Origin of the sequence: Janthinobacterium sp. B9-8 (assembly GCF_000969645.2) — a bacterium.
Lineage (GTDB): Bacteria > Pseudomonadota > Gammaproteobacteria > Burkholderiales > Chitinibacteraceae > Iodobacter.
On the sequence record NZ_CP014222.1, the window covers coordinates 2,851,082 to 2,876,064 of the forward strand.

33 protein-coding genes are annotated in these 24,983 nt (G+C 50.1%); 5 read left to right on the plus strand and 28 right to left on the minus strand.

Going from position 1 to position 24,983, the window contains the following annotated elements; genetic code table 11:
* Positions 1 to 29: 29 nt before the first annotated feature.
* From VN23_RS12775 to VN23_RS12815, 9 genes are all read right to left on the minus strand, one after another.
* Positions 30 to 287, minus strand: coding sequence for a phage tail assembly protein (locus VN23_RS12775; protein ID WP_046352241.1), 258 nt, complete (start codon positions 285 to 287; stop codon positions 30 to 32).
* 41 nt (positions 288 to 328) lie between these two features.
* The gene (locus tag VN23_RS12780; protein WP_046352242.1) at positions 329 to 832 is read right to left on the minus strand and encodes a phage major tail tube protein; all 504 of its coding nucleotides are present in this window, start codon (positions 830 to 832) and stop codon (positions 329 to 331) included.
* Positions 833 to 844: 12 nt separating this feature from the next.
* Positions 845 to 2,020: a phage tail sheath subtilisin-like domain-containing protein gene (locus VN23_RS12785; protein WP_046352243.1), complete on the minus strand. Its 1,176-nt coding sequence runs from the start codon at positions 2,018 to 2,020 to the stop codon at positions 845 to 847.
* 77 nt (positions 2,021 to 2,097) lie between these two features.
* Positions 2,098 to 3,450: a hypothetical protein gene (locus tag VN23_RS12790; protein ID WP_046352244.1), complete on the minus strand. Its 1,353-nt coding sequence runs from the start codon at positions 3,448 to 3,450 to the stop codon at positions 2,098 to 2,100.
* A gap of 9 nt (positions 3,451 to 3,459) precedes the next feature.
* A complete protein-coding gene (locus tag VN23_RS12795; RefSeq protein ID WP_052746620.1) occupies positions 3,460 to 3,957 on the minus strand; it encodes a phage tail-collar fiber domain-containing protein in 498 nt (165 codons plus the stop codon).
* Entirely contained in the window at positions 3,954 to 4,583 is a 630-nt protein-coding gene (locus VN23_RS12800) for a phage tail protein I (protein WP_052746621.1), read from the minus strand. The genes VN23_RS12795 and VN23_RS12800 overlap by 4 nt, the downstream gene beginning before the upstream one ends.
* The gene (locus VN23_RS12805) at positions 4,580 to 5,545 is read right to left on the minus strand and encodes a baseplate assembly protein (RefSeq protein WP_046352245.1); all 966 of its coding nucleotides are present in this window, start codon (positions 5,543 to 5,545) and stop codon (positions 4,580 to 4,582) included. Before VN23_RS12805 ends, VN23_RS12800 begins: the two co-directional genes overlap by 4 nt.
* Positions 5,542 to 5,868 carry a GPW/gp25 family protein gene (locus tag VN23_RS12810; protein WP_046352246.1) on the minus strand — a complete coding sequence of 109 codons (327 nt, stop codon included), beginning with the start codon at positions 5,866 to 5,868 and terminating at the stop codon, positions 5,542 to 5,544. The genes VN23_RS12805 and VN23_RS12810 overlap by 4 nt, the downstream gene beginning before the upstream one ends.
* 4 nt (positions 5,869 to 5,872) lie before the next feature.
* Positions 5,873 to 6,076: a hypothetical protein gene (locus tag VN23_RS12815; protein ID WP_046352247.1), complete on the minus strand. Its 204-nt coding sequence runs from the start codon at positions 6,074 to 6,076 to the stop codon at positions 5,873 to 5,875.
* 157 nt (positions 6,077 to 6,233) lie between these two features.
* Here VN23_RS12815 and VN23_RS12820 point away from each other — a divergent pair, with 157 nt between their 5' ends.
* Positions 6,234 to 6,902 (plus strand): hypothetical protein, encoded by a 669-nt coding sequence (locus tag VN23_RS12820; RefSeq protein ID WP_156455201.1) that lies wholly within the window; start codon positions 6,234 to 6,236, stop codon positions 6,900 to 6,902.
* Between the two features lie 39 nt (positions 6,903 to 6,941).
* On the opposite strand, the gene VN23_RS12825 is transcribed toward VN23_RS12820, so the two are convergent.
* From VN23_RS12825 to VN23_RS12910, 18 genes are all read right to left on the minus strand, one after another.
* On the minus strand, positions 6,942 to 7,559 hold the full coding sequence (locus VN23_RS12825; RefSeq protein ID WP_052746623.1) for a phage baseplate assembly protein V: 618 nt from the start codon (positions 7,557 to 7,559) through the stop codon (positions 6,942 to 6,944).
* A gap of 11 nt (positions 7,560 to 7,570) precedes the next feature.
* Positions 7,571 to 8,071, minus strand: a complete 501-nt coding sequence (locus tag VN23_RS12830) for a hypothetical protein (protein ID WP_052746624.1) — start codon at positions 8,069 to 8,071, stop codon at positions 7,571 to 7,573.
* Positions 8,071 to 8,622: a hypothetical protein gene (locus tag VN23_RS12835; protein WP_052746625.1), complete on the minus strand. Its 552-nt coding sequence runs from the start codon at positions 8,620 to 8,622 to the stop codon at positions 8,071 to 8,073. The genes VN23_RS12830 and VN23_RS12835 overlap by 1 nt, the downstream gene beginning before the upstream one ends.
* Positions 8,615 to 8,914 carry a head-tail joining protein gene (locus tag VN23_RS12840; RefSeq protein ID WP_046352248.1) on the minus strand — a complete coding sequence of 100 codons (300 nt, stop codon included), beginning with the start codon at positions 8,912 to 8,914 and terminating at the stop codon, positions 8,615 to 8,617. Before VN23_RS12840 ends, VN23_RS12835 begins: the two co-directional genes overlap by 8 nt.
* Before the next feature lie 3 nt (positions 8,915 to 8,917).
* A complete protein-coding gene (locus VN23_RS12845; RefSeq protein ID WP_046352249.1) occupies positions 8,918 to 9,913 on the minus strand; it encodes a major capsid protein in 996 nt (331 codons plus the stop codon).
* A gap of 65 nt (positions 9,914 to 9,978) precedes the next feature.
* Complete coding sequence (locus VN23_RS12850; protein ID WP_046352250.1) at positions 9,979 to 10,326, minus strand: head decoration protein; 348 nt, start codon at positions 10,324 to 10,326, stop codon at positions 9,979 to 9,981.
* Entirely contained in the window at positions 10,323 to 11,465 is a 1,143-nt protein-coding gene (locus VN23_RS12855; RefSeq protein ID WP_046352251.1) for a head maturation protease, ClpP-related, read from the minus strand. The genes VN23_RS12850 and VN23_RS12855 overlap by 4 nt, the downstream gene beginning before the upstream one ends.
* On the minus strand, positions 11,455 to 12,924 hold the full coding sequence (locus VN23_RS12860) for a phage portal protein (RefSeq protein WP_046352252.1): 1,470 nt from the start codon (positions 12,922 to 12,924) through the stop codon (positions 11,455 to 11,457). Before VN23_RS12860 ends, VN23_RS12855 begins: the two co-directional genes overlap by 11 nt.
* On the minus strand, positions 12,924 to 13,133 hold the full coding sequence (locus tag VN23_RS12865) for a phage head-tail joining protein (protein ID WP_046352253.1): 210 nt from the start codon (positions 13,131 to 13,133) through the stop codon (positions 12,924 to 12,926). Before VN23_RS12865 ends, VN23_RS12860 begins: the two co-directional genes overlap by 1 nt.
* A gap of 1 nt (position 13,134) precedes the next feature.
* Entirely contained in the window at positions 13,135 to 15,084 is a 1,950-nt protein-coding gene (locus VN23_RS12870) for a phage terminase large subunit family protein (protein ID WP_046352254.1), read from the minus strand.
* Positions 15,085 to 15,094: 10 nt separating this feature from the next.
* Positions 15,095 to 15,685 (minus strand): hypothetical protein, encoded by a 591-nt coding sequence (locus VN23_RS12875; protein WP_046352255.1) that lies wholly within the window; start codon positions 15,683 to 15,685, stop codon positions 15,095 to 15,097.
* Positions 15,686 to 16,021: 336 nt separating this feature from the next.
* On the minus strand, positions 16,022 to 17,323 hold the full coding sequence (locus tag VN23_RS12880; protein WP_046352256.1) for an FRG domain-containing protein: 1,302 nt from the start codon (positions 17,321 to 17,323) through the stop codon (positions 16,022 to 16,024).
* Positions 17,324 to 17,732: 409 nt separating this feature from the next.
* Complete coding sequence (locus VN23_RS12885; protein WP_046352257.1) at positions 17,733 to 18,224, minus strand: hypothetical protein; 492 nt, start codon at positions 18,222 to 18,224, stop codon at positions 17,733 to 17,735.
* Positions 18,225 to 18,294: 70 nt separating this feature from the next.
* Positions 18,295 to 18,882: a hypothetical protein gene (locus tag VN23_RS12890; protein WP_046352258.1), complete on the minus strand. Its 588-nt coding sequence runs from the start codon at positions 18,880 to 18,882 to the stop codon at positions 18,295 to 18,297.
* 1 nt (position 18,883) lies between these two features.
* Positions 18,884 to 19,699, minus strand: coding sequence for a hypothetical protein (locus tag VN23_RS12895; RefSeq protein ID WP_046352259.1), 816 nt, complete (start codon positions 19,697 to 19,699; stop codon positions 18,884 to 18,886).
* Positions 19,659 to 20,603, minus strand: coding sequence for a hypothetical protein (locus VN23_RS12900; protein ID WP_046352260.1), 945 nt, complete (start codon positions 20,601 to 20,603; stop codon positions 19,659 to 19,661). Before VN23_RS12900 ends, VN23_RS12895 begins: the two co-directional genes overlap by 41 nt.
* Positions 20,600 to 21,076 (minus strand): hypothetical protein, encoded by a 477-nt coding sequence (locus VN23_RS12905; protein ID WP_046352261.1) that lies wholly within the window; start codon positions 21,074 to 21,076, stop codon positions 20,600 to 20,602. The genes VN23_RS12900 and VN23_RS12905 overlap by 4 nt, the downstream gene beginning before the upstream one ends.
* A 179-nt stretch (positions 21,077 to 21,255) precedes the next feature.
* A complete protein-coding gene (locus tag VN23_RS12910) occupies positions 21,256 to 21,552 on the minus strand; it encodes a transcriptional regulator (protein ID WP_046352591.1) in 297 nt (98 codons plus the stop codon).
* Between the two features lie 88 nt (positions 21,553 to 21,640).
* Between VN23_RS12910 and VN23_RS12915 the strand changes: the two genes are divergently transcribed.
* The 4 genes from VN23_RS12915 to VN23_RS12920 all read left to right on the plus strand — a co-directional run bounded on the left by VN23_RS12915 (position 21,641) and on the right by VN23_RS12920 (position 23,970).
* Positions 21,641 to 22,336 (plus strand): S24 family peptidase, encoded by a 696-nt coding sequence (locus VN23_RS12915; RefSeq protein WP_156455202.1) that lies wholly within the window; start codon positions 21,641 to 21,643, stop codon positions 22,334 to 22,336.
* Between the two features lie 221 nt (positions 22,337 to 22,557).
* Positions 22,558 to 22,704, plus strand: a complete 147-nt coding sequence (locus VN23_RS21840; protein WP_156455203.1) for a hypothetical protein — start codon at positions 22,558 to 22,560, stop codon at positions 22,702 to 22,704.
* 40 nt (positions 22,705 to 22,744) lie between these two features.
* Positions 22,745 to 23,077, plus strand: coding sequence for a helix-turn-helix domain-containing protein (locus VN23_RS21845; RefSeq protein WP_156455204.1), 333 nt, complete (start codon positions 22,745 to 22,747; stop codon positions 23,075 to 23,077).
* Positions 23,078 to 23,229: 152 nt separating this feature from the next.
* The gene (locus tag VN23_RS12920; RefSeq protein WP_197432916.1) at positions 23,230 to 23,970 is read left to right on the plus strand and encodes a tyrosine-type recombinase/integrase; all 741 of its coding nucleotides are present in this window, start codon (positions 23,230 to 23,232) and stop codon (positions 23,968 to 23,970) included.
* A gap of 19 nt (positions 23,971 to 23,989) precedes the next feature.
* On the opposite strand, the gene VN23_RS12925 is transcribed toward VN23_RS12920, so the two are convergent.
* On the minus strand, positions 23,990 to 24,937 hold the full coding sequence (locus VN23_RS12925) for a hypothetical protein (protein ID WP_046352264.1): 948 nt from the start codon (positions 24,935 to 24,937) through the stop codon (positions 23,990 to 23,992).
* Positions 24,938 to 24,983 lie beyond the last annotated feature (46 nt).

The window sequence follows — 24,983 nt, forward strand, 5'->3', positions numbered from 1 at the left end:
GCGCCAGCCGTCTGGCTAACGGCCACCACTCATGGCTCCCTATCATCGCTAAGTAAACGAAAATAAGCGTCCTGCAGCTTTTTGTAATCGCGCAAGGTCAGCTGCCGCAGATCATTGGGCGCACAATCGCACAGCCGCGCAAACATCAGCTGTTCCCGCTCCGCATCGCTTTTGCCCAAGACCTGCACATCGAGTTGATCGCCCACCGTCGGCTCACGTAGCTGCAGCTGATTCACCAGCACATCGTTTAATTTAATGGCGGTGCTTAACTTAATCATTTCTTGCATGATGGTTTCCTGATCGGCCCGCCGTGTGCGGGCCTTTGTGATTAAAGGCCGATTGCGGCGCGCTCTGCGGCCAGCTCGTCATTGCCATTGATAATGCGGATTGCGTTGACCGGATCAATTTCAAAGATCACCCGGTTATCCACTTCCAGCTTGTAATAGCTCAGGCTGGCGCTGTACTTGGTTTCGCTTTTGTCCCCCGGCTTCCAGCTACCGGAATCCACTTCGGTCAGCAGGCCTCGCCAAGTCACGATCACCGCCATCACTGCGCCTTTCTGATCCGTGAATGCCCCCCGAAAATTGCCGGCAAACAAGGTGCTGTCAGCAATCCCGAAGAAAGTCAGCGCTTCTGGGCTGACGCCGGCCAGCGTAAAACCGCACTCCAGTTTTTCCAGTCCCATGGGCATATCGACTTCGGCATCCATCCCACCGGCCCGATAGGCATCTGTTTTGCGTTTTAACTTGGGCAGCGTAATTTCCATCACCCTGGCGGCAAAGCCACGGCCATCGAGAAACATATTTAAATTGGTAAGAACTTGAGGAATCATCGTGTGCGCTCCTTAGCGGCCGAAGTCGAGGACTTCGGTGATCCATTGATTGGTCACTTCCACCTGGAAGACAGGGTTTTCAGCGGGCGGTACATCGGTAAAGCGGATGGTCCAATAAATACGTCCCTGCTCGATTGCGCTGGCGGTGTTTTTATCCGGGTCCGGAAACACTTCAAAATTAATCACCGCCCCCAGCGCTTTAAGGTCGCGCATAAAAGCATCCAAGCCATCAGTCACATCTTTGACATAGGTTTTGGTAATTCCGCGATCCACCGCCCATTGATGGCCTTTGAGAATTGCATCCATCACCATATCCACGGTGCGCACCCGGGTGACAAAGCTCCACTTTGGATCCGCCGACAAGGTACGGTTACCCCAGAGGCGAAAGCCGCCTTCGCGAATAATGGTGGTGATATGCGCTTCATTCAGCAGATTGGCGCGGCAGGTGGCATCGCCATAAAGATATTCAATCGGGCGCTTGGTCCCCAGCACTTCGCTGAATTCGGTATTAGACGGGCTGGCCCAGAAACCGACACTGGCATCCTGACGGGCAAACAAACCCGCAGTGGCCGCCGATGCGGGTGCATCGGCTTCGGCGCTCAGCTTGCTATCCCAAACCCGCAGGCCCGGATCCACCACATAGGAGCGCTTGCTGCCCAGATTTTTAACAAACGCCAGCGCCGCTTCATCGTCGGTATTGGGGCCGTCAATGATGGCGATCGCCCGCAGCTTATCGGCCAGTGAAACCATGGCAGAGGCCACGGCCGCACTGCTGCTGTGGCCCGGCGCCACAATCAGCCGCGGGGATTGATTGGTTTTAGATTTTGCATCCAGCAAAGCCTGTAAACCGGTGCGCTTACCCTTGGCATCAACGCCACCAATAATGGCGCTGGTCAGCTGTGCCGGCGTTTCAGCGGTTTGGCTGACGCCAACCGCTACCACTACGGCAGCAGCCTGGGCGTAGATTTCTTTGAGACGCTTAGCCATGGCGCTCTCTTCGCCAAACTGCGCTACGCCTTCCCGTAAATTGGTAATCAAAATGGGGGTATCTGCCGCAGCCAAACCCGCACCCGGTGTAAATGTATCGACAATGCCAATAATCGATGAAGACGGCAGCGCAATGACGCGCGGCCCTGTATCCACCAGCGTAACCGTCACGCCATGGAAAAAACCACCTGTTCCGGCCATAGGGCCTCCTGAAAATAGGCGAAAAAAAACCGCCTTAGGGCGGGTGAAATAAATAAAAAACTTATTAAAAAATGATTCTAAATAGGCTTAACCACAACGATCGCTGTGCCATCATTTAATACTTTGCGCACCTGGCCAATGGCCTGGCGATAGTCACCTGGCACTTGATCAATGTCGGCAGATGAGACCCAGCGGCCAGAAATACCTGCCCCCTTCGTAACTGGCAGCAGATAATCACCTAACTTTGCACCAGCCAGCAGTACCGGCACTTTGCCGCAATATGCAATCCGGTCAACATTGGCGCGGGCCGCCTCTAATTTAGCGTCCCAGACCGCCAGTTCCGCTTCATAGTCCTGCACCGCTTTGGCCTGTCTTAAATTTTCAGCCTCTAATAAACATGCATGTTCAGCCTGCTCACTCAGCCAGAGAAGGTGGTCCTCGTGATATTCACTGATTGCAGAATGAAACATATTGATATCACCATCAAACTGATCTGGTGCCGGACTTTGGGGTTCCATGCGTAACGCTGGCAGCTCAGGCACTGGTCGTTCTTGAGGTTTAAGGCCAACCACATTTTCATCTCCCCATGAATCACCACCGACAATGCTTGGATTGGTAGATTTAATGGCGAATGTGACTGCCTTAGAAAATTGATCCGTAATTAAACCACCCGCATCAAAACCAATAATCTGACCGGCCAATACAGGCGCACATGTAGCAGCTTTATACTCATATTCGGCATAATCTGCGCCACTGGCATTAAGCGTTCCCCCCGCATTCAAAGAGCGCCCTGTCACTGAGTTTTTACCTAAAAGTACCCCTGCATTTGCAGCATTAATCCCCAGGGCGGTTACGGCTCTGAATTCAGCGGTTACATTGGAGCCCGCACCAAAGACTTGCGCAACGGCAACGCCTTCTGGCACCGACTTATAAAGCACATGGCAGGATGCTGAACCTATTCCTAATAATAAGTTGCCAGCTTGATCCAATCGCATAGCCATGGGTGCATCTGCAACGCCATCAGCAGTGCCATTAGAGGTATAAAAAACTAAATCTCCGTCATTGCCACCACTCCCCATATTGACACGAGCAGAACGAATACCAGCTCCTCGGCCAAGATTTCTCGCGGAAGCATTAATGCCAAATGTCAATTCAGCGTAATCACCTAAATTAGTCCCCCGTGTCAGATAAACACCTCCCCGCCCTGCCCCTGTAATCAGCTGTTCGCTGTTTAATTTTTTAAAGGCTCCATCTGCAGCATTACTTAGCCCGATTAGGCAAGCATCCAGCGTACTGTTTGTGATGGTTTTTCCCTCTACTACTTTGGCTTTGGCAATAGCCACGACCTGATCCATCCGATCATTCACGCTACCCGTCAGGGCGGTTGTGGCCGTAACTAAATCCGCAACTTGAGACTCAAGCGTCGACATATTTAATCCTTATAGTTTTGTTTGAATAAGCATGTGCTGGGTTCGAATTAGCCCAGCGGCAAATTGGGTTAGTTCTTTAGCCAGCATCAGATTGATTGGCGCATTCATTGAAATAATATTGATACTGTCCGCCGGCACAGCACTCAGCGCTAAGTCATAAGCAAGCAGGTGCTTTTGCCCTGCTTTGTTGTAAACCAAAGGGGTATCCGGATGGCTCCATACCGCGATCAAAATACCCGTATCCGAAATAAACCCCACCTCTCGAATCCAGAAGTCCTCGTTGCTGTCGAGCAGGGTGTTGACATGAATTTGCGTCGGGCCGACTTTCTCGCCCCCTGTGAGCGTGCGGCGGGCACGTTCGTTTTTTAAGGCTATTTGTGTGCGGTCAGGGCGATAAGCAGCATCGCCCACGGCAATGGCCGCGATCTTTATATCAAGGCCGGTGCTGCTGGCATTAAAACAAGCAGCCAGCCCCGCATCCGTCATCAGCGGAATAAGCGCACTCATTGAATCTCCATCGCGATGCGAGTCAGGGTAAAAAAACAGGAGGCACTGGCAAGCGCCATTTCCTGCGTAAAAGCGAGCGGCGCCGCCTTAATATCAGCGCCAAAACGGCTGAGGGTTGTGAGATCGGCCCTGCTGGCCAAGGCCAGCGACTGATTAAATTGTGACCCCGTGATCAGCTCGTAATAACTACGAACAGGCTTAAGCTCATCGACCAGTGTTTTAATTTGCTGATATGTTTCTGGGCTCAGCGGCGCACCACCATCACGATTCTCATTGGCCCAGGCCATGAGCGAAAAACTATGCGGACTCCCTTTGGGCGATGTTTGCCACCACTCGATCAAATCCACATTGATATTAAGCGCCGCCAGCGCCCCTTTAACCGCGCCGACGGTGCCCTTAATCCGATGCGTTGGCAGCGAATTAGCAATCAAATCACGCTGCATTTGTTCGGTAATGGCCAGCTCCCACCCTTCAACAGATGCCCCCCATGCAAGTAAGGGCAAAAAGGGCACGGGGCAGAATTTAGCCGCCCCCAGGCAGGCAATGGGTGAGGGGTCCAGCTCTGAACAACAAGCACTTGATAAGGCCAGCTCAAGCGATGTGGCATTGGGAGGCAGTAAGCTCATATCGCCTCCAGCGTAATGCCCTCACACTGAGGAAAATGCCGTGCGTCACAAGTGATATCAGCCCCCGGCTCAGCCAGCGTGACACGGCGAACCCCAGCAATATGCAAGGCAGCAAAAATGGCCGAGCGTGACAAAGTACCGCCCAGTTTTCTGGCGCTCTTCAGCGCGATTTCCAGCCTGTCTTTTGCCTCTGCCAGCACAGACTGTGATGCAGGGCCATTTTCCAGCTCAATCTGTGCCGCCACCTTAAACCCGATCCTGCTGCCTGGCTGTACTCTGGGCCGGTCAGTCAGCGGCCTTACATCATCAGCAGAGAGTGCGGTTTGCACGGCGGCCGTTAAAACAGAACCATCAATATCGGGTGCATGTGGTAAAACCGTGACCGAAACATCCCCCGGTAAAGGCAACAACAAACCCGCATCATAAGTACAAGCCAAAACAAGGCTATCCGCTGGCAACTGATGGCGCAGCTCATCACTGATCGCTACCGCCATAAACACGGGGGCATCAATGGACACATCCGCAATCTGTGCCGACGCGCTCAAACTATGAAATAAATAAGCTCCGCGTGAACCGGCCACCGATAAACCTTCCAGCGCCATCTGGCAGCGATAACGCAGACGCTCATCTTCTTCATAAACAGCCTCAAGTGGCGGCTCTGCATCCGGATTGGCGGGCGTCATCAACAGCCGGCTAACGCCATAATCGGCGGCCTTATTGTCCAAATCGGTGCCCCGCGCATACGCCAGCATGGTGGACACAGCCGCATCATTCACCCAGGCCCGCAGCATCAGCTCCTGATAGGCCGATAATTCCAGCAGTTTTACTACTGGGTCGCTTTCTAGCACCGCGCTCCAATCGGGATAAATCGCCTTAAACTGCGCCAGCTTACGGGCATAGATCGCCTCAAAATCTAGCGTTTCCAGCAACTGTGGCGGCGGGAGTTGGCTTAAATCGATCATGCGGTCACCTCCAGCAACATGCTGTCGCCCAGATAAATCCCTGAAATTTTCATATTCACCCTGCCATCAATCACAGAAATAATCGTGACCTTGCTGACTTTAATCCGCGGCTCCCAGCGCACTAGATTGCGGGCGATCTCCGCTTGCGCCGCTGCAATCCAGCCCGCATTGACCGGCAAATCCACCATGCGTGGTAAATGGCTGCCATATTCTGGCCGCTCCCTGCGGCTGCCCAAGGGCGTGGTCAAAATATCGGCAATGGATTGAGCCAGATGAGCAGAGCCAGACATGAGCTGCCCTGTTGTGCGATCCATGCCCATCATCGGATTAAGCCTCGCTGGCAGGCGGCAGGATCAAACGCTCAAAGTCTAGGCGCTGATCCAGATGAGCAATCAGTACATCATCGTCGCTACTGATGGCGCGATTGATCACCGCAAACGAGCGGCCATCATCAAGAAGAATCGTTCGGGATCGAAAAGCCTTATCCGTAAAGGAAACGGGCTGAATCGGTGTATTACTGGGCTTAGCCATATTGGCCTCCTGCAGATGTAAAAACGCCCCAGAGCCGTGAAGCGCTGGGGCGTAAAAAAGGAAACATTTTTTATAAAACTTGTAAAATCTAATTTATCTTATTTAATTAAGGCATATTAAATCCTACAAACATGCCTCACCGATAAGAGATCATATTTTGGAACCAATTGAATTAAATACAAACAATGGTACCATGCACATTGAAGGTTTTCCTGACGCAGTAAGAGTTATCAAACTAACTGGCGAAAAATCTAAACGCTTATCTCATCTTAGTTTGCACAAAATGGATTTACTCTTTGCAGAAAGTTATTTCAATGCAGTGACATACTCCTATGAGGATTCAGGACTTATTCAAGAGTCACTTTGGCGCTCTGCAATAATCTTCTACATAAAATGTTTTGGTAACTCCAAAAGCAGAGGTCCACTTTCTGCAGAGCGTATTTACAGAAATAACCCACCCGCCTTAAAAACACATAAAGAATTCAAACATCTGCGCGACAAGCACTTTATTCATGATGAAAACTCATTTTCGCAAAGTCATACAGGGGCCATAATAGCTAGCAAAGACAAGCCCTATAAAATAGAAAAAATAATTTCCACATCGACAGAGGCTGTCACTCTCAACAATGGCTTCTACAACAATTTAAGATTATTAATTAACCACACAATGAATTGGGTAAATATAGAATATGAAAATATTTGTAATGATTTAACTATAGAACTAGAAAAAGAAAGTTATGAATCACTTTTAAAATATCCAGAAATACAAATTAGAGCACCATCGATTGATACAATTTCTCAGACGAGAGCCGATAACCATTCATAACTATTAATTTTAACTTCCTTAAAAAAAAATAGCATCCATTCAAACCGCCTCACTCGTCATCTGCCCATCGCCCTGCTCCCTGTGTGCGTGTTTCATCAGGCTAATATCTCCCGCGCTCACGTCGCCTTTGGCTTCAATTGCACCACCAAAGCTGGCTTTCGCGCCGCCATTAGCCAGATGATTAATAGCCGCGCCTACCGTCAAATTCTGGGTCACGATGACATTATCGGCATCAAGGGTAATGGTGGTGGCTTTAACCGTGACGCTCTCTGCCGCATTCACAGTCACGGCTTTACAGCCATTGATCAGGGCGGCGCCAGCGGTGAAGTCATACTCTATTTTGCAACCATCGGGCATCTGCCACGCCACCACATTGGCTCGCCCGTCATGGCCCAGCGCATCGGTGTAAAAACCCACCAGCGCAAAACCATTGTCTGGCTCCCCGGATGGATTCAGCATTAATGCTTGCTCGCCCACCGAAGGCAGGCGCCAGTGCCGTGCTTTACCCGCAGCTAAACCCAGCCAAGGAATCCAACTTGATACCCAACCATCTGAGGCGATTCGCACTCTGGCCTTGCCCGCATCAACAGCAGATACCACGCCAGGAATCAGCAAGCCAGACAACATGCGGTCTAATTCTGATATCTCATAACGCATCGCGTTCTGCCCTATAGATCTTGCGGTTTCAAATAGGCATCAGCGGGTTCTTGCCTGTTGTCATCATAAGGTGACAACTCGCCCAACTCTGGAATCGGCCATTCTTCTACGTCTCCCACATGAAGCTCGTGCTCAAAGGTCACGCACCAGACCAGATATCCTTCTAGTTCGCCTTTAAATCCATCCGGGGCAACGCTTTGAATCCGCGCCAAACCCACTGGCTGGCCCCAAGTTTTAAAATGAATGGCTGCGGCCAAGCGGCAAACTAACTGCCGGATATGTAACTCGGCATCGGCGCGGGTTGGATCCATCACCAGCCGCGCTTCAAAGCGGGCAATTAAAGACAACTCGCCATTCCCTGGCTGAGTGCCATCACTAAATTCAGCCAGCTCGATCAGCAGTAAAGGTAAGCTGACCCGCCCTTCTAAATCCGGATAGGTCAGTACTTCCATCTTCGGAAAAACGCCCTGTAGCTGCTGTTCGATAGCCCGGTGCAAATCAGCAATATCCATCAGCGCGCCCTCCCGGACAGCTTATGCAGCTCATAATTTAATTCCTGCTGCATCAGGGTCTGCAAGCGGCCGGGTATCAAACCCGAAACTCTGGAAAAAGCCGTATTAGCCATCAGATCTACCTCCACCTTTGCCCGCTTGATCGGCAGGCGGGCCTTTGAGGTGCGCTGATACAACTTGCCGTTAAACCGTGAATTTTTAGAGGGCGTAAACGCGGCTTCAAAATGCCATGACTTCACCCGATAGCCTCTCGCGGTTTTAATAGGTTTACCCAGCTCATCCGCATTCAGGGCCGAAATCCCAAACCAGATTTTGACGGCTGGCCCACCATCGCTGCCTTCCCGCCATTGTTTGTCGTAGATCCGGACACGATGCACAATCATCTTGCGGCGGATCCCGCCGTCTTTCAGCTCCCGCAGCAAATGCGTGCGCGTCCACAAAGCGGTTTTTCGGACCGCCCGTTTCGTCGCACGCTCCAGCGCATGAAGACTCAGCCCAGAAGCCAAGGCTTTGATCGATGCATCATCAAAATCGATCTTGATATCAATCATAAATCCCCCTTAGCACCAGTACCGTCAGCCCGCTGCCATCAGGCTCCAGATTCACGACGCTGTATTCCCCCTGTCCCGCCACACTGACACGGCTGTTTTTAATCACGCCATGGGCTCGCTCGTCTCGCACCACAAAATGCGGCTCGCGCAGGCCGGTATTTAATTTGCCGATCATGGGCTGCAGCCAAGGCGCAGCAAACATGCCTTGCGCCGGCTGCCCGTCAATCAGCGCTTGGTCTCCCAGCGAATCAAAAACAGCCGTATCCATTTCTGCAATCAGATCGCGAAACATGGCTTACACCTTGAGTTTGATCACCGCACCGGGCCGAGTGCAGAGATTGAGTGGATTAGATTGTGATTCCATATCAATGCCCTTGCCGTGGAGCATGGTTTCTTGTGAGGTGTAATACGGCAGGCCATTGGTGTTCACGGTTTCGATATGATCAGCTGGCGCAAAGCGCGTTACAAATAGCTCAGTTACACCTTCCGGTACGGCATAGGCTTCGTCATCACCGACAAAGGCCTTACCACCTACTTTGCCGCGATAACGCTCAAAGACGCAGCCGCCAAACTCAATCACTTCCCGCGGCTCGCCACGCAATGCGGCAGCCAGCTCACTGTTTAAATAAGTGGCTTCAAACGAATCATTGGAGAGCAATGCAGCCCAGAAATTTTTACCGCAAAACACCCGCACCCCTGTATGCGTCAGGGCACCAAGCGCATCCTCGATCGCCTCATGAATTTCAAGGCACTTACTGCGTAAATGCATATCCGGCTTAGCCAGATCCATCGTAATCACGACCTGTTTAATACCAAACCGGTCATATAAATTAAGCAGCGGCGTCTTGCCATCCGCATCCAGAATCACACCCTTGATAGCGCCAATGCGGTGAAACTCAATCGTGGCATCCAACTGGCGGCGATGTTTAGCTAGGCGCTTGGAGACAAGGTTTTGCACCGATTCCATTTCGGTCTCGCTACCAAATGAGCGCAAGCCTTGCACCTCATCAGCACGAATACTGGAGCGCTGTGGCAGGTGAATCGTATTAAACGGGATCAGCTGACGCTTGGTTCCGCCAACCACTTGCCCAGGTGCGCCGCGCTCACCGGCTGACACCAGCGCCAGCGTATCGCCGTCTTTTTCAATCTGCACCGTGGTCGTAGTGATGCCTTCTTCTTCAAACAGACCCAGCGTCCCGATACGCCCAGGCACATGCGGCATGCTATTAATTGCCGCGGTCAGTGTGGACATAGAAAATGCGCCGTCGTTAAAAATATCGATGCTAGCCATATAGCGGCTTCCTTAAATGAAAAAACCCAGCAGCGCTGGGTTATGGGTAGAGGGGGAGATCGGCCTTAGCGGACGATAATGTTCAGTTCAGCCAGTTGCGCCGTGACCTGCGCATCTAAACCGGTCAATTCAGCCGCACTGACCTCGGCCAGCCGGGCCGTGATCGTCACTTGCAAAGGCGCTTCGCGCGCTCCTGCCGGCGCATACAAAATGGCGCTGGCTTTAACCACCGCCTTACTGCCTTCAGCCGGTGCGGCATAGGCCGAATAGAGCAGTGTTTTGTCATCAAAAGAGAGAATCTGCCCAGAAGGCAAAGCAGGCCCAGCGGCCAGTTGCGCCAGATCGGCGCTCAGCGTACCCACGGTTGACAGTAAATACTGACCCGCGCGGGCCTTTTGAGTAATGACGTTCATGATAAACCTCGGATCGTGATGGGATTAACCGCCGGAGAGCGGCGCTGTGCATAAATACTGTGGGCATTCGGGCCACTGTTCACCGGTTTGGCGGGTGTTTCATCAGGTGGAGTCGCATCCAGCTCTTCCCCCGCCGCCGTCACCAATTTGTTAAATAAGCGCTCCCGCGCCGCATCGATGCTGATCCCTGCGGCAATCAGACTGGCCGCCATTTCTGGCAACTTGGCCGTCAGCGTCATATCGCGAATGGCGATCGCTTCATTCACGCTGCTCCGTACCGCCTGCTCGTTGGCCAGCGCCGAAACAGCCACCACCCGCATCACGGCGACACTGGGCAATTGAGCGCTATTACATAACTCAGCCGCCAGTGCAGCCATGGCCACGGTATCAACCGGTTGAATCACCGGCGCGGGCTCAGGGGGTAAATCAGGCGGCACGATCTCTGCCGAATCCTTTAGCGCAGCCATCAATGCCACCGGCGCATTACCGATCCGGCCCACCGCCGCAGTCATTGCTGCACTGGCCTGCATATTGACGGTCGGTGCAATCTCATCAGCAAAGCCCAGCGCAAGCGACTCCTGCGCGGTCAACCATGTGGTTTCATTCATCATTTTGGACAGCGTTTCAACATCCACCCCACTGGCTTTCACACGGTAGCAAGCAATCAGGCATTGCTTGGCCTGATCCATAAAATCAGCCACCGCCCGCAAATCACCCGATTCCCCCATCGCCACCGTTGCTGGGTTATGGATCATCAGCATGGCGTTGTCTGGCATCACCACTTTATGAGCGCCCATTGCAATTACACTGGCAATACTGGCGGCAAGGCCATCAATACGAGCCGTAACGCGCTCACCCATGCGGCGCAGCACGTTATGAATGGCAAGACCATCCCATACATCGCCACCGATGCTGTTAATCGCCACCACCACCGGCCGCTTGCCATCATCGACCGCATTCAGATCACGGATAAAATCAGCAGCACGAATGCCCCAGTCACCGATCTGGTCGTATAAAAACACTTCGATCGGTGCATCGGGCTTGCCTTCCGCCGCATTGCGAATGCTGTACCAGCTGCTGCCACTGCCATCACCCGCAGATGCGGCACTATTCATCAGCCGCGGAGCGTTATTTTTCATCTTCATCATTTTCCTTTGGAGATCCGTCTGCTGCCTCGACAAGGCGGGCATCAGAATCAAAATGCAGATTCATCCGGTCTGCCCGGGCGTTGTCTTCTTCGATCTCACGATCGATCGTTTCAGGGTCTTCACCGCGTTTAAGAATGACGGCAGAGCGACTGGTAAACCCAGCCCGCACCAGTTTTTGATCGGCCTGCACATCCTGTACCGGGTGCAGATACGGCCAGCCTTGCGGCACCCAATTAGTCCGGCGATAAACACGCGGATTATTGGCATAGCCCGGCAACACAATCGCCCCCGACAGCACCGCCATATCCATCCAGGCATTACGAGTGGGCCTGCACAACTGATGCACAAAAACACCGTGCTGCCGTTGCTCCACCCTTCGGCGAAATTCATTCAAAATGACGCGCATCACTCGGTCACTGATATTGCGTAAGTCGCCGGAGAGCAGCTCATAAGGCAAGCCAATCCCAGCCGCGACCGCAGCCAGTTGCTGGCGCATAAATTCGTCATAGTTATTGCCAGCATCCGGCGGTTTAGAAAACGCCACCTCTTCGCCCGGCTCCAGCTCCTGCATCGTGCCGGGCTCTAAACCCACCATCGAAAAGCCCTGCGTTTCAGTGGTCTGCATCCCGGGGAACATTGCGCCTTCCGGACTGGGCTTGCTGATAAAACCAGCAAACAGATTGGCCACCTCTTGCCGGAACAACACTGCATCATCGAATTCATCCAGCGTTTTCATGCGCAGCAAAACGGGTGCCAGATGCGGCACACCCCGCAGCTGCCCCGGTCGGGTGGGTTCAAAGATATGCAGAATCTGACTGGCCTCGATGCGGATCAGATCGTTATAAACACCCTGACCCCGCTCGCCTGGATGGCTGCGATACATCCAATAGGCAATACGCTGGCCAGTTTGATTAAATTCAATCCCTTGCCGAATATCGTTGCCATTGGGCGCCTTGCCATTTTTGTCATGCGGGATAAACTCCGGTTCCAAAATCTGGATCTGCAAAGGCACGGCCAATCCTTCTTTCAGGCTACGCGGCCGCAGGCGCACAAAACACTCGCCAGACTCAAACATCGAGCGGGCCGCCAACAGCTGCTGGCCATAAAAATCCAGCTGGCCGTCAGCATCCGATTCCTCGCACCAATCGCCCCATAAATCCTGTAATTCACGGCGAATAGTCGCGTCTGAATGCTTAGGCATCGGCACAATGCCAGTGCCGATATGATTACTGCCCAGCTTATCCAGTGCCGTGGCGGCGTAAGGATCATTACGAACCGCCGCCCTGCTGCGATTTCGCAGTGTTTGTAAACCAGCACTGCCGGTGCTGACCGGACCGTTGCCGCCGGGTTGCCAGTTGGCCGCCCGGCGCCCTTGCCCTGCGCCGTCATAACTGTTTTTTAAACGCGCCGGCAAGATAAACCCCTTAGAAGCCAGTGCTGAATAAGCCATCAGATCCCCTTTCCGGCATGAAACATCCGGTGCTGACGCGTTTTAGCATGGCCCGCTTGTACTGACAGATCACTGATCGCGAGATGCCTCGCCGCAATCAGCTCAGAAATATTGCGGTATTCAACCCGGCGGTCTGCGTACTGAATCACCCGCTCGCCCCGGGCGATGGCTTTATTGATTGCGTCCAGATCTTGCTGAGTAAATGCCATATTAACGTCGCTTCAAATAGCCAGAGCGCGCCACCCGGCGAGCTGCAATGGGAGGGTCAGAAACAAAAGACCCCGCAGTTGCGGGGTCTCGTCGGGGTGATGCGTGGGCTTGCGCCGGCTTGGGCTCATCAAATAAGCCTGTTTGCGCGTAGCGCATCTTCAGCACATTCCAATCGGCCTGCTGAAAACGGTGCAAGCCCATGTAATGCGCCATCGCTAAGCTGTATACGGTTAAATCCAGCACCTCATTGCGGTCTGATTTGGCCTTGGTCCAGTCGGTGATTTCACGGCCTTTAATAAAGCGCCGGATTTTGCGCTCTACCGTCAGCTGATCGTAGAACTCAGCCGGTAGATCTTTACTAAAGTGCTGCGCGCCCGGCCCGTCGAGTAGTTTAAAACGGTTATAAAGCCAGTCTTTAGCGGTGTCGGTTCCGATCATCCACAGCTCACAACCGCCTTTATCGGTGGTTCCCCGCCAAGTGACATCGACCTTGCTGGCCCGCGCCGCCAGAATCGGCCGGCCTCGTTTGCTCTCGCCCTTAATCGCCAGCACATGGCGATAACGGCGCAGCCGGCAGAACTGATAAACCTCCTGCGTGTGATGGCCACCGGTATCGATGGCCGTCGCAGAAATCCCCATGCTCTGGCCATGCGGGTGAATAAATTCTTTTTTTAATTCTTCATCCAGCATTTCCCATGAGCGCTCTTCGGCCGGATCACACATCATCACCCGATGATCGATGGTCCAGCTTTCCAGCCCTTCGCCCCAGCCTTTAATCAGCAGCTCCAAGCGGTTGGCCTGCACGTCAACAGAGGCCGTCAGGATCAACACGCCCAGCGGAAGACTACGCAAAGCGTAGTCCTCGGCCCGCGCCATCAGCTCACTGCCTCGGGTGCGCTCTTGCGCGTTATCCCAAACCTGTGCCAGCCGCGTATTGTAAAAAACCTGCATCGGCTCCGGGTCTCCCCGCTGTAATGCAATGGCGGCTTTTTCATATTGCTTCAGTAATGAGCCCCAAGACACCCAACCGAGCGGCATATTTAAAGCATTAATCTGAAAGGATTCGGTTTCCCCGTCTCCTGCCGCACCGGCCCGCCACTCACCAGCAGGGAGCATTGCTGTTTTATGGTGCTCATCAATCAGACAACCGCTGGCAGTACACACATAGTGGGCCTCGCTGTGCTCGCTATTCCAGCGCAGCTGCTCAAACACCAGCGTCTGAAACTCGCCGCAATGCGGGCAGCCCACATAAAATCGCTGCTGAGTGCCTTCCAAATACAGATCATTAATCCGGCTGGAGCCTTCAAGCGTGGGCGAACTGGAATAATAAATCTTGGCGTTACGGCCAAAGGTACTGGTCCGCGCCTCGGCCAGATCAACCGGGTCGCCTTCTTCGTTTACATTGCGCTCCCAGCGATCAATCTCATCGCCGTATAAATAACGCGCACTGACTTCGGCCAGATTGGCGGCCGAGCCCGCGGTGGTAATCATCAAAGTGCCGCCGGAAAATTCTTTGGTATCGATGGTATTGCGGCTGTCGCGGCTACGTGGGGAGGCGACTTTTTCGCGCAGCACGGGAATAGCATCGATGTTTTTACCGATGCGCCCAGACAAACGCTTTGCCAGATTTAAGGACGGCTCCAGCGCCAGAATATTGCTGGGCGCCATATGGATTACCGCGCACATCCAGTTTAAAAACACCTGCGTCTTCAGCATCTGCGAAGCGCCCATCACCACCACCCGGCGGCAAGGATGCGTCGGAGATAACACCCGCATCACCTGCTGCGCATACGGCGTGCGACGGGTTAAATACTTGCCCGGCTCAGCGGCGCCCGAATCGGTGGGGATCCGCTGATACTGGTCGGCCCATTCATCAATCCATAAGGCCGGATCAGGCATCAGGCCTGCGGCAAAGCCATCCAGATAAGTGGTAAATCCGTCTGCATACATCGTGGGGTCCTTAGTTCATGGCGCGATCCATATCGTCTTTGCCCAATTTAGAAACGTCTTCCAGCGTCTGACGTAAACGCTCGGTTAACAGCTGCTCAAGCGCCCACGGATCAGTGATCGCTGCTAGATCAGACGAGATTTGTTTGGGTACACCCAGCAAGGTATCGCGCAAAAGGCGGCCATAGCGGTGGGCCGCATCGAGCACCGCCTGCCGGTCCACCGTCTGCTGGCAGACACGCTCGTATTCCACCTTAGCCAGTTTGGCCAGATAGCCTTCACGGCTGGTACGGGCTTCCTGAAAGTCGGTAAACATCAGTTCGCCAGACAAAGGCACTGCAGCGGCTTTAACCGGCAGAACCGGCCTGTCGGCGTGGACTTCGTTATACACATCGCGCTGAATCCGCGCCTGCTCATGCCGTTGCCGCACGCCCTCTTTTGCGGGGTCGATGGTTTTACCGATCAGCACCAGAGTAGCGGCACCATCGACTTTCTTACCATCGGGGGAAAGAATTAAACGGCCTGTTTTTAACAGCTTGGTCACATAGCTGGGCGACCAGCCTTGCGAATCCGCAAAGGCCTTCTTGCTCAGATATGGGTCCATGCTTTCACCGGTTATTTTAGGATTTCACTCGATTTCACCTGAGGTGAAATTTCACTAACTTCACCCGACAGCCACTAAAAAGAAGCTGCGAGTCCAAGGCCCCGTACTGCCTCGGAAAGTGCCAGGGTCCCCGGCGGGGAATCTCAGAATCGTATGAAAGGTCAAGGTGCTTGGCTCGTAGCCAGATCACCTCCTTCGAGGCTTAATAAAACAAGTGAACGGCATGGCCACCAAATAAAAAAGCCCAGCCGATGGGCTGAGCTTTGGTGGCTGATCCACTTTGAACATATTAGGCTAACAATCAATAAAACGATTTAAAAACCCTATTAAAAAAATTCAACCGTTATTAAATTCATATTTTCTAGCAATATATTTAGCAGAGTTTTCAATGTAAGGAAAAACTGTGCTTTCATTAATATTCAAAAGATCAAGTTCTTGCAAAATACTATTTTCCTTTGAAACTCTAATTCTAAAAATTACAATATCATCAGCCCCTGTCTCTGCCAAAATAGCCTCAGAACCAAACAATAAAAAAGCACCGGATTGAGAGTATATTCTATCATTACTTCTTTTACTTTCCACACAAACAACTTTCCGCAAATCTTCTGGAACAATTTCATTTTTAAAAAATGACTTTTCTTTACGAATAAAATGAACAAGCCTTTTGACTTGATCTTGTTTATTAAACTCATCAACATCAGAAATATTGTATTTTATATCTTCTTTTTCTTCATGAGTAAGCCTAACAAGGTTGGCAATACAGCTAACTGTATCTGAATCAAAGTGTTTCACTTCCTTCTTAGGAATAGTAAACACAATAACCTCACCCCCCTCACTGTTCCCCATTGACTTACAAGCAAAATACAGCGCAATCAATGGATTTGAAGTTATATCAAAAAGCCTTGTCGGCAGGGAGTAATGCTGCATTCTAACCAATCGATCTATTGTAGATTCATCAGAAGCAAAATCTGCCGAGTTTGAAACAATTAGTTCTCTATAGAGGGCATCTTCATCTTTCAAATACATATAGTCACCCTTATCATTCTTTCTGAACAAAGATGGCTCTAACTTATATTTATCACGATTAGAGTGTCCTCGATAGAAAACAGAAAATTCTTTTCCCGCTTTACATTTCAGTATTTCCTCTATAAAACTCTGTACTGTTTTCACCTCTAATACTTTACTATTGCCCACTTCACTAGGGCCAGCTTCATCTTTAGGAAAATCATACGAACCAATAAATTTATTTTCTTTTAAAATAGAAATTAAATCTTTATCTTTAACCGCCCAATGAGTACGATTATTTTCCCACTTTCTAATATCCAAATCAAATGCAATATTATTTACAGACAAAAAATCTATCGCAACTACTTCATTATTCAATTCAAATGAAATTTCTATACTTTTAGCAGTCTTTATTATGTTACTTATCCTGCCAACTCGAACAGGCCCTTCCGTTCCACGTTCATACATAAACAGACATGGAAAAGATTTTAACCTTTTAATTTCATCGTCACTTAGCAAGCTAAATTGTTTGGCAACCTCTTCATTTGTATGCTCAAGAAAGCGACTCCTATCATATGTATAAGTACCTGAATCCCAAGCATTATCCTCAGCGGTCACTAATAAATTATACATGCTGTACTTCCTCAAATTAACGACATCTTCTTGACAAGAATAAATGTATTTATCCTAATTTATTAGAAATAATACAGCATATTCATAAAGCATATGAATATCTATAACTTAGCTTCATCGTTATCGTTTTTTTCGACTACAAACCTTGTTATGCTTGACTTGCTCACCAGTGCTGCTTATCCATTCCCGAATAACCGAAGACTTAAAACAAAAATAAAACCCATTGGGCTGACGGCCAGCACTAAAACGCATTCAAGCTGAATGCATACGATTGGGGATCTGGGGGCTGGCCATCAGGCCGATGGGTTCAAACGGCGGGCAACAAAAAAGCCCCGATTTCTCAGGGCTTTGTATTTTGTAGGCGTGATTGTATCCGCTGAAAACATGGTAGTTTTGTCCGGAACTAAAGTCAAGCAGAGATCATTGTAAGTTCATTACGACACGCCAATAGCTCTCTGCACTGCTCCTCAATAGTGGCGTATGCCTTCGTCGCAAGCAGCTCCAGTTGCATGACGTATTTCTGCTCATACTCATTAGCGCGGGTACGGCCAACACCATGAAGAGCCGCGACTTGACGGCAAGTTGGCACTCCACAACCCGTGGCCCACTTACGAATAAGCGCTTGGTTTGTAGTTAAACCAAACCTCCCGCCAATGACCCCTGCCAAATAAATCATTTCTGTATCTCGCTGCAGATGTAACGCCCATAAAGCGGCCCTTTCTTCTACACACAACCTGCCCACCTTAGCCAACACCATCGCGGCCTGATAGCGCTGGTCCTCCATACTCATGGCACCAAAGCCTGCACCAGTCTGCTCACCATAAGTCGCAATTTTAATGCCTGCCGAGCACTCAATTTGAAACGCCCAAGCCAGTAAAGATTTAATATTTTTGAATTGCATTATTGTCCCCAATCATTCCCCGAGGCTCTTAGCCCGATCATTGTCAGGCTTTATTTTTGGTACTGCGTACTTAAGCGACGATCATTTGCGCTCTTAATGCAGCCATGGCTTCATCCCTGGCAAACCTTGTGGCCCGCTGAAAGATCTTTACCGGTTCTGCTGCCGGAATAGCCGGGCAATGTTCTGCTTCCAGCCGCCGGGCATAAACCTCAATCCAGCGCACCTTGGTTTTACTTCGGTAAAAGGCAGAGCGCAGCGTGGTAAAGCCAAAATCAAATGCCGCCCAATATAATTCCGGGCTGCTCCAACTGGCCATCAATGGATCAGGTGATTGCGCATTGCGCTTAGCTTCTTCAAAAGCAATCGCATAATCTGTTTCAGGTCTGCACATTGCCGCCAGCTCCCCCAAGCTGGGCGGTAATGATTCGGCCTTTAACTGGCCACGCAAACGATCCAAAGCCAGCCGCATCCATTGCCACTTGATGCCTTCGGCGTACAAATAGGCGGCGGCTTCATCTTGCCAGGCGATTACGGCAGACTCATCCGAAAACAAAGCCTGCCATCTGGCACCATACATTGCGGCCAAGCGCTGGCGTAAGACGATTACCGGCACAAAACCATCTGCCCCGGCCGGGCGATTCCATGCATTTTTGCTCATCTCATTCCCCTAAGCCTAATTGCCGGCCCAAGCCTAATTCTCTGGCCCGCAGGATTAAGCTACTTGGCACTTCTTCGTGCAGGCCGCGTAAAGCCAAGACAGCCGAAGTGATTTGCACCATGCCTGCCTGCTTAGCCGTTTCGGCAATCTGATGCGGCCATGATTTAGCATTGCGTAAGCCACTAATCGCCAATTTAAGCTGAGCCGCTTTCTCATTAGCCTGTGCCTTAGTCATCATGCGTTTGGCAGGCGGTGGCAATAGCACTTGGGTACTGGCATCTGGAATGGTGCGGTTACTATCCCGCTCTGCATCCATCCACGCGGCCACCCATTTGGCTTTTAAGCGCCAAGGCTCCTGGATCAGCAAATCATTGCCGATACGTTGTGCAGCCCAAAAGGTGCGGTTATCAGGCCAGTTTTCTTCCAAATATTGGCGGCGGCGGCTCATCTGGGTAATCGCCAGCTGCATCCGCACTTCTATATCGATCTCAACGGTTTGGCGGCACGCCACCTGAAACTTATCCAAATCTGGTGCTCCGTATAAAAACTTGGCGGCCATGCCGCGAGCAATCTCTTCCCCAGAAAATCCCGCCAGCTCTTCGGCCCACACCGTTTTGGCGTTCTCAATGCCGGTATCGCGCTCTTCGGTATTGCCATCCATCAGCGTGACTTCAAAGCTTTCGCCAGAGCGAAATTTATCTACAAACTGGTTACCAAAACGCCCGTGCATCTTTCTGAAAATCTTCTCAACCCAAGCCAGTGGCAAGGCGTGGCTTTCAGTTAATCGTTGTGTATTCAGCGTTGACTGTACGTTCATGTCGGCCCTCCTCAAATGATCCAAAGATGGAGCGCACTGCAGGAGCGCGCCCTTTATGCCCGCCTTGGGCGAATGATTGTTTTGCTGACGGTTTTAAGCGTTGCTGCCGCATAATCGCCGCCAGATACAGCGGGCTGGTCGGCATGCCGACAATGGCTTTGGCCTGAAATAAAGCCTGATTAAACTCAGCCTGACTGGCTTGTTCGGCCAGCCAAGACTGGTACTGCACCATTGCCTTGGGGCTTTTTGCACTGGTCGCTGAAAAACCGGCTTTCATGGTGATCACCCGCCATTGCCAGATCTCGCTGGGTACTTCTGGAATCGATACATCAATTTTGTTGGCAGGCTCTGAATCATCTTTCGCACTGTGCTCACCCAACACTGTTTGAGATCGCATAGATGATGAAAAGAACTTAGAGGTTTTGGTTTTATGAACTGGTGAACTACTGATTATGTGCCGCTCCTCCCCGCCCATGCTTTGCCCTTCCTCAGCCCCAAACCCTTGCTGTATATGACTTTGCTCGGTCGGCGCTGCTCCTGCCATGCTCCTCCGATCCTCTACAGGACGAATGAAGCCGTTTGCGCTATACACGAGGAAAATTTTAAGGCATCGATAGTGCTCACCATGTTGTGAGTCACGCTGAATTAGCCCCCCACGGGTCAGCTTATCCAGCAACTCGCGCACCTGGCGGGTGCTGTAATTCAAAGCTTTAGCGTGTGATCCGGCAGGCGGTAAATAGCCCATCCGAGTGGCCAAGCCCCCCAAGGAAACCTTGCTAACCTCACCGGTTTCAAAGCTGGCCAGTGGCTTTAAATACATCAGAAACAAACGCTGGCAATCCGGGCTAAGCCCTTCCAGCAGCTCCAGCTCAGTTTGCAGATAGGTATAAAACGCTTCCCTCATACCGCCTCTCTGTGTGCCGTACTACGAATCACGTTGATCATGGTTTGTAATTGATCCAAAGCCGCATCAAGCTCTGGCAGCTCACGGTGCTCCACCTTCCAATCCTCAAACACACCGGCCAGCGTCATTCCTGCCCGTGAGGTTTCGGTCATAAACTGCGCCAGCACCTTATTTGCCAGCTGCTGTGGACCATCTGCATGCAGCAAGCCACCCACTGAAACCGGCACCGCCACATAACCGGCCAGCGCCGCAATCTGCTGCACCAGCGCCCCACACTTGGATTCTTCGACCAGGGAAAACAGGTGATTCGCCAGATACTGCTGCGAATGCAGATTAGGATTAGCGCAATTGGCCACCGATGAAGTAGCGCGATCAATGATCTCGCTAAACCGGCGCACCCCCACTCGGGTCGTCGCCAGCTGCACCGCCTCATTCAAAGCCCGGTAGCGGTCGTTTAATAATTCAGGAGTCATGTTTAAACCTCTAAGTAATCTGGCCAGCTTTCTCTTATCGAAAGAGAAAGAATCCAGTTACATTACTCATTGGGGAGGCGCAGACGCGCCGGTATAAAAAAGCCGATGGGGATCGGCAAAACCATCCAATGGGGATTGGGTGGCAGAGTAAATAGATAAACCAAGCATCCACATAAGCCTCATGCCCCCACTGCTATATGAATAAGGGCATGAGCTTCTGCGGCATGATGTGGTGATAAAACAGATTCCAAGAGCGGCTGGGTGCCGCGCAAATAAGCCCAATCCACATCGGGGCGCAACTCTTCACAAGTCACCGCACGATTAGATTCACGCTCAATAGCAATCGCTAGTTTTTCGCCCGAACTACGCGCGCCATATGCCACTTGTTGCAACATCCCCAATGAGGTGCCACAACTCTTTGCAAAGGCATTTCGCTCTGATTTTGGAATGGTGAGTATGTAAGCTCTAAGTTTCATGCCGACAATATAGCACATGCTATTTAAAATAGTATAGCAAACGTCAATTTATCATTTGCTATACAAACACCAGAATACAGATATGGACATGAACGCAATCAGAGTTGCCAACCTCACCCGCCTTGCTAGTGCGGAAAAGAACAAAGCTACTTTCGCAAGAAAGTACGGGCTGGACCCGACTTATCTGTCGCAAATTCTGACTGGACATCGTTCTATCGGTGAAAAATCAGCACGCAGCATGGAAGAGAAGCTCAACTTGGCTCCGTTTACGCTCGATAAATCTGAAGAGCATGAATCCACCAAATTAAGCTTAAGACCCGTACAGACATGGGAAAATGAAGATGAGCTGGATCCATCTCTGTATGTATTTCTGCCTGCGCTAAACATCAAGTTATCCGCAGGGAGTGGAAATCTTATTTGGGAAGTTGACCAGAAAGGCCAAAAACAAGCGTTTACCGCCAAATGGGTTAAACGCATGAGCATAGATCCAAGCTGTGCCGCAACAATGATTGCGGAAGGCAGTAGCATGGAGCCTCGGGTATTGGACGGGGATAGCCTTGTGGTGGATTACTGCCAGCAATCCATCAGAGACGGCAAAGTCTATGCAATTACCATAGGTGAGGAATATTTCGTCAAGCGCCTATTTAAAGAAATAGATAACAGCCTGCGCATCGTGAGTGACAATCCGGACAAGGCAAGATACCCAGACCGGCAAATCCCTCCCGAATTGACCCACCTTGTGAAAATCATAGGCAGAGTCGTCGCCATCAGCGGTTCCATGTAAACGGAAACGGCCAAATAAACGACTCCACCAGCCACTAAAAATATAAAGCAAGACCTGCTTCGGCAGGTTTTTTTGTGCCCGTTAAAAATTAATTTAGCTTTTGCTATTGTTTTAAACGTTAGCTTTTGCTAAATTAATAACCAGAACATTAGCACAGTGTCCAGAGAGGACTAGCAAGACTGATTCCTCTCCATTGACCACCTTCTGGCCGGGAGCCAACCATGCAAGAAATCAGACTGAATTACGCAACACTCAGCGAGTCACTTGATGAATTAAGCACGTTAAAAGCAGCAGGCTGGACCATGCGCTTTAGCAGCAATGGGGCTGAGATTATCGCTCGCAAGATAACTTCCCCACTCTCGAACTAACCCAACATATCGAAGTATAGACCTCAAAAAGAAGGCAAAAATGATTACCGCCGATGACATTATGACCACCGACATTGCTGCTCATTTTTTAAAACTCACACCCAAAGCACTCCGGCGAAAAGCCAAAGCCGGCCAAGTACCAGCAACAATTATCACCGGCAAATGGCTCTTTAATAAAATTGATTTAATTGATTGGCTACGCCAAAACTCAACTAAGCAAAGAACACCAATCCTTTACCTGGAGCAAAAACCTTGTCTATCAAAAAGCGTGGCAACATCTGGTGGGCTCGATTCACACATGATGGCCAAGAAATACAGCGATCTTCTGGGACTGAAGACAAAGCCGCTGCACAAGAATGGCACGATCAACTAAAAGCCAGCCTATGGCGCCAGGACAAGCTTAAAGAGCGTCCGGCATACATTTGGGAACAAGCTGTTGAGCGTTGGCTTACAGAGCGCCTGGATAAGCCCACTGCCTATATTTGGAAGCTGCAACTGCGCTGGTTACACCCCCACCTATCGGGAATGAAGCTCACAGATATCGGGCAAGAAAAGATTAACCAGATCAGGTTGCTGAAACAAAAAGACACGGTAAATGGCAAAACAGAAGTTAAGCCAAGAACCGTCAATGCCATTTTGAATTTAATACGCAGTATTTTACGTGCAGCCATCGAATGGGAATGGATCGACCGAGCCCCCGTATTCAAGCTGCTAGCCGAACCCACACGCCGCGTGCGCTATCTGTCGCAAGATGAAGAGCGGGCCTTACTCAATGAACTCCCATTGCACCTTAAGCAAATCTCAAGATTTGCACTAAGTACGGGCCTTAGAATGAGTAATATTTTAACGCTGGAATGGTCACAGATAGATATAGCGCGGGAAACCGCATGGATCCACGCTGATCAGGCTAAAGCGAATAAAGCCATTTCAATCCCGCTTAATACGGATGCAATGGCAATTATTAATGAGCAACTGGGGAAGCACACCAGCCATGTATTTAGCTACAAAGATAAGCCAATACTAAGAGCCAATGGCAGAGCATGGCGAGAAGCAGTAAAGCGAGCCAACATCCATGACTTTAACTTCCACTGCCTACGCCACACATGGGCCAGCAGACTAATACAGGCTGGTGTTCCCACTCATGCGCTAATGGAGCTGGGCGGCTGGTCAGATATCGCAATGGTCAGAAAGTATGCTCACTTTGGGGCAGAGCATTTAAGGGAATATGCAGATAAAATAGTAACGCAAAAAAACAACCTAGATTAACTACTAATTGAAACTGTGCTCAATTAGTAGTTTCCCGCCATTTCAAGTATTTATTCTTTATTTCTGGCTTATTTTTAAAAATTGGAATTGTTAAATCATTATCAGAATTAACTATCCAACTATATATTACAAATGATCCACTTACTAAATTCTTTATCCTATGATCCGTTCCAATATTGTTTTTGCATGACTGCTTCCAGATAACGTTAACTGATCGAACAAAGGAAGAATGAATTTCAGATTGATCTATGTTATAAACAATAGTCCGAACACAGTTATTTAAAGCCTTTTTTTTAAATTCTTCTTCGTTTTCAGGAAAGAAAACAAAATCTATATCCACCCCACTGGTCATACTATTACTGCTTTCAACAACTGCTAAGTTTTGACTTGCGACCAAATTTTCTCCCATTTGCAAATTTTTAGCAGAAAATAGAAAAATAATTGCCTGCGGAAGAAACCCTACAAATACAAAAAAACTAACAAAGAAATCCATCTTAATTTTTTCAACGAAATAATTAATTAAGAATGGCGAGAAAGATATAGAAAAAAATACAACAAACAAAATAACATATTTTATTTTTAAAAACTTTCTTTTTTCTTTACTTTTATATTTGTCTCTAAAAGAAATACATCCTTCACTCTCTAAATACTCCACATACTCCTGCCCAGCAGCAGCATATCTTTTTATCGCCTTTAATGAATTCCGCTGATTCAACAAATATGTAATTTCACTGAGCGTTGCCCCCTCTTTGCCTAAAATAACAGCTCCACCACTCTCAATAAGATAAGGGTGCAATGGGGAAAATGATTGAATATCGGCAAGAAACTCTTTCGCGAACTTATAATCATCACGACGCATTGGCTTCCAGCTTAAAGACGTGCCACGCCATATATTATAAATACTAAAAAGAACTCCCAGTATAGAAAAAAACTTAACTAAAACATCAAACCGAATAACATCAAGCATCTAAGCCCCTTCAAGTAGAGTCCCGAACAAAAAGTTATAGAGCTAA

Bases quoted from the DNA above. Each gene is read 5' to 3' on its own strand.
- VN23_RS12775 (WP_046352241.1), bottom strand. From the start codon at position 287: ATGCAAGAAATGATTAAGTTAAGCACCGCCATTAAATTAAACGATGTG.
- VN23_RS12780 (WP_046352242.1), bottom strand. From the start codon at position 832: ATGATTCCTCAAGTTCTTACCAATTTAAATATGTTTCTCGATGGCCGT.
- VN23_RS12785 (WP_046352243.1), bottom strand. From the start codon at position 2,020: ATGGCCGGAACAGGTGGTTTTTTCCATGGCGTGACGGTTACGCTGGTG.
- VN23_RS12790 (WP_046352244.1), bottom strand. From the start codon at position 3,450: ATGTCGACGCTTGAGTCTCAAGTTGCGGATTTAGTTACGGCCACAACC.
- VN23_RS12795 (WP_052746620.1), bottom strand. From the start codon at position 3,957: ATGAGTGCGCTTATTCCGCTGATGACGGATGCGGGGCTGGCTGCTTGT.
- VN23_RS12800 (WP_052746621.1), bottom strand. From the start codon at position 4,583: ATGAGCTTACTGCCTCCCAATGCCACATCGCTTGAGCTGGCCTTATCA.
- VN23_RS12805 (WP_046352245.1), bottom strand. From the start codon at position 5,545: ATGATCGATTTAAGCCAACTCCCGCCGCCACAGTTGCTGGAAACGCTA.
- VN23_RS12810 (WP_046352246.1), bottom strand. From the start codon at position 5,868: ATGATGGGCATGGATCGCACAACAGGGCAGCTCATGTCTGGCTCTGCT.
- VN23_RS12815 (WP_046352247.1), bottom strand. From the start codon at position 6,076: ATGGCTAAGCCCAGTAATACACCGATTCAGCCCGTTTCCTTTACGGAT.
- VN23_RS12825 (WP_052746623.1), bottom strand. From the start codon at position 7,559: ATGCGTTATGAGATATCAGAATTAGACCGCATGTTGTCTGGCTTGCTG.
- VN23_RS12830 (WP_052746624.1), bottom strand. From the start codon at position 8,071: ATGGATATTGCTGATTTGCACCGGGCTATCGAACAGCAGCTACAGGGC.
- VN23_RS12835 (WP_052746625.1), bottom strand. From the start codon at position 8,622: ATGATTGATATCAAGATCGATTTTGATGATGCATCGATCAAAGCCTTG.
- VN23_RS12840 (WP_046352248.1), bottom strand. From the start codon at position 8,914: ATGTTTCGCGATCTGATTGCAGAAATGGATACGGCTGTTTTTGATTCG.
- VN23_RS12845 (WP_046352249.1), bottom strand. From the start codon at position 9,913: ATGGCTAGCATCGATATTTTTAACGACGGCGCATTTTCTATGTCCACA.
- VN23_RS12850 (WP_046352250.1), bottom strand. From the start codon at position 10,326: ATGAACGTCATTACTCAAAAGGCCCGCGCGGGTCAGTATTTACTGTCA.
- VN23_RS12855 (WP_046352251.1), bottom strand. From the start codon at position 11,465: ATGAAAAATAACGCTCCGCGGCTGATGAATAGTGCCGCATCTGCGGGT.
- VN23_RS12860 (WP_046352252.1), bottom strand. From the start codon at position 12,924: ATGGCTTATTCAGCACTGGCTTCTAAGGGGTTTATCTTGCCGGCGCGT.
- VN23_RS12865 (WP_046352253.1), bottom strand. From the start codon at position 13,133: ATGGCATTTACTCAGCAAGATCTGGACGCAATCAATAAAGCCATCGCC.
- VN23_RS12870 (WP_046352254.1), bottom strand. From the start codon at position 15,084: ATGTATGCAGACGGATTTACCACTTATCTGGATGGCTTTGCCGCAGGC.
- VN23_RS12875 (WP_046352255.1), bottom strand. From the start codon at position 15,685: ATGGACCCATATCTGAGCAAGAAGGCCTTTGCGGATTCGCAAGGCTGG.
- VN23_RS12880 (WP_046352256.1), bottom strand. From the start codon at position 17,323: ATGTATAATTTATTAGTGACCGCTGAGGATAATGCTTGGGATTCAGGT.
- VN23_RS12885 (WP_046352257.1), bottom strand. From the start codon at position 18,224: ATGCAATTCAAAAATATTAAATCTTTACTGGCTTGGGCGTTTCAAATT.
- VN23_RS12890 (WP_046352258.1), bottom strand. From the start codon at position 18,882: ATGAGCAAAAATGCATGGAATCGCCCGGCCGGGGCAGATGGTTTTGTG.
- VN23_RS12895 (WP_046352259.1), bottom strand. From the start codon at position 19,699: ATGAACGTACAGTCAACGCTGAATACACAACGATTAACTGAAAGCCAC.
- VN23_RS12900 (WP_046352260.1), bottom strand. From the start codon at position 20,603: ATGAGGGAAGCGTTTTATACCTATCTGCAAACTGAGCTGGAGCTGCTG.
- VN23_RS12905 (WP_046352261.1), bottom strand. From the start codon at position 21,076: ATGACTCCTGAATTATTAAACGACCGCTACCGGGCTTTGAATGAGGCG.
- VN23_RS12910 (WP_046352591.1), bottom strand. From the start codon at position 21,552: ATGAAACTTAGAGCTTACATACTCACCATTCCAAAATCAGAGCGAAAT.
- VN23_RS12915 (WP_156455202.1), top strand. From the start codon at position 21,641: ATGAACGCAATCAGAGTTGCCAACCTCACCCGCCTTGCTAGTGCGGAA.
- VN23_RS21840 (WP_156455203.1), top strand. From the start codon at position 22,558: ATGCAAGAAATCAGACTGAATTACGCAACACTCAGCGAGTCACTTGAT.
- VN23_RS21845 (WP_156455204.1), top strand. From the start codon at position 22,745: ATGATTACCGCCGATGACATTATGACCACCGACATTGCTGCTCATTTT.
- VN23_RS12920 (WP_197432916.1), top strand. From the start codon at position 23,230: ATGAAGCTCACAGATATCGGGCAAGAAAAGATTAACCAGATCAGGTTG.
- VN23_RS12925 (WP_046352264.1), bottom strand. From the start codon at position 24,937: ATGCTTGATGTTATTCGGTTTGATGTTTTAGTTAAGTTTTTTTCTATA.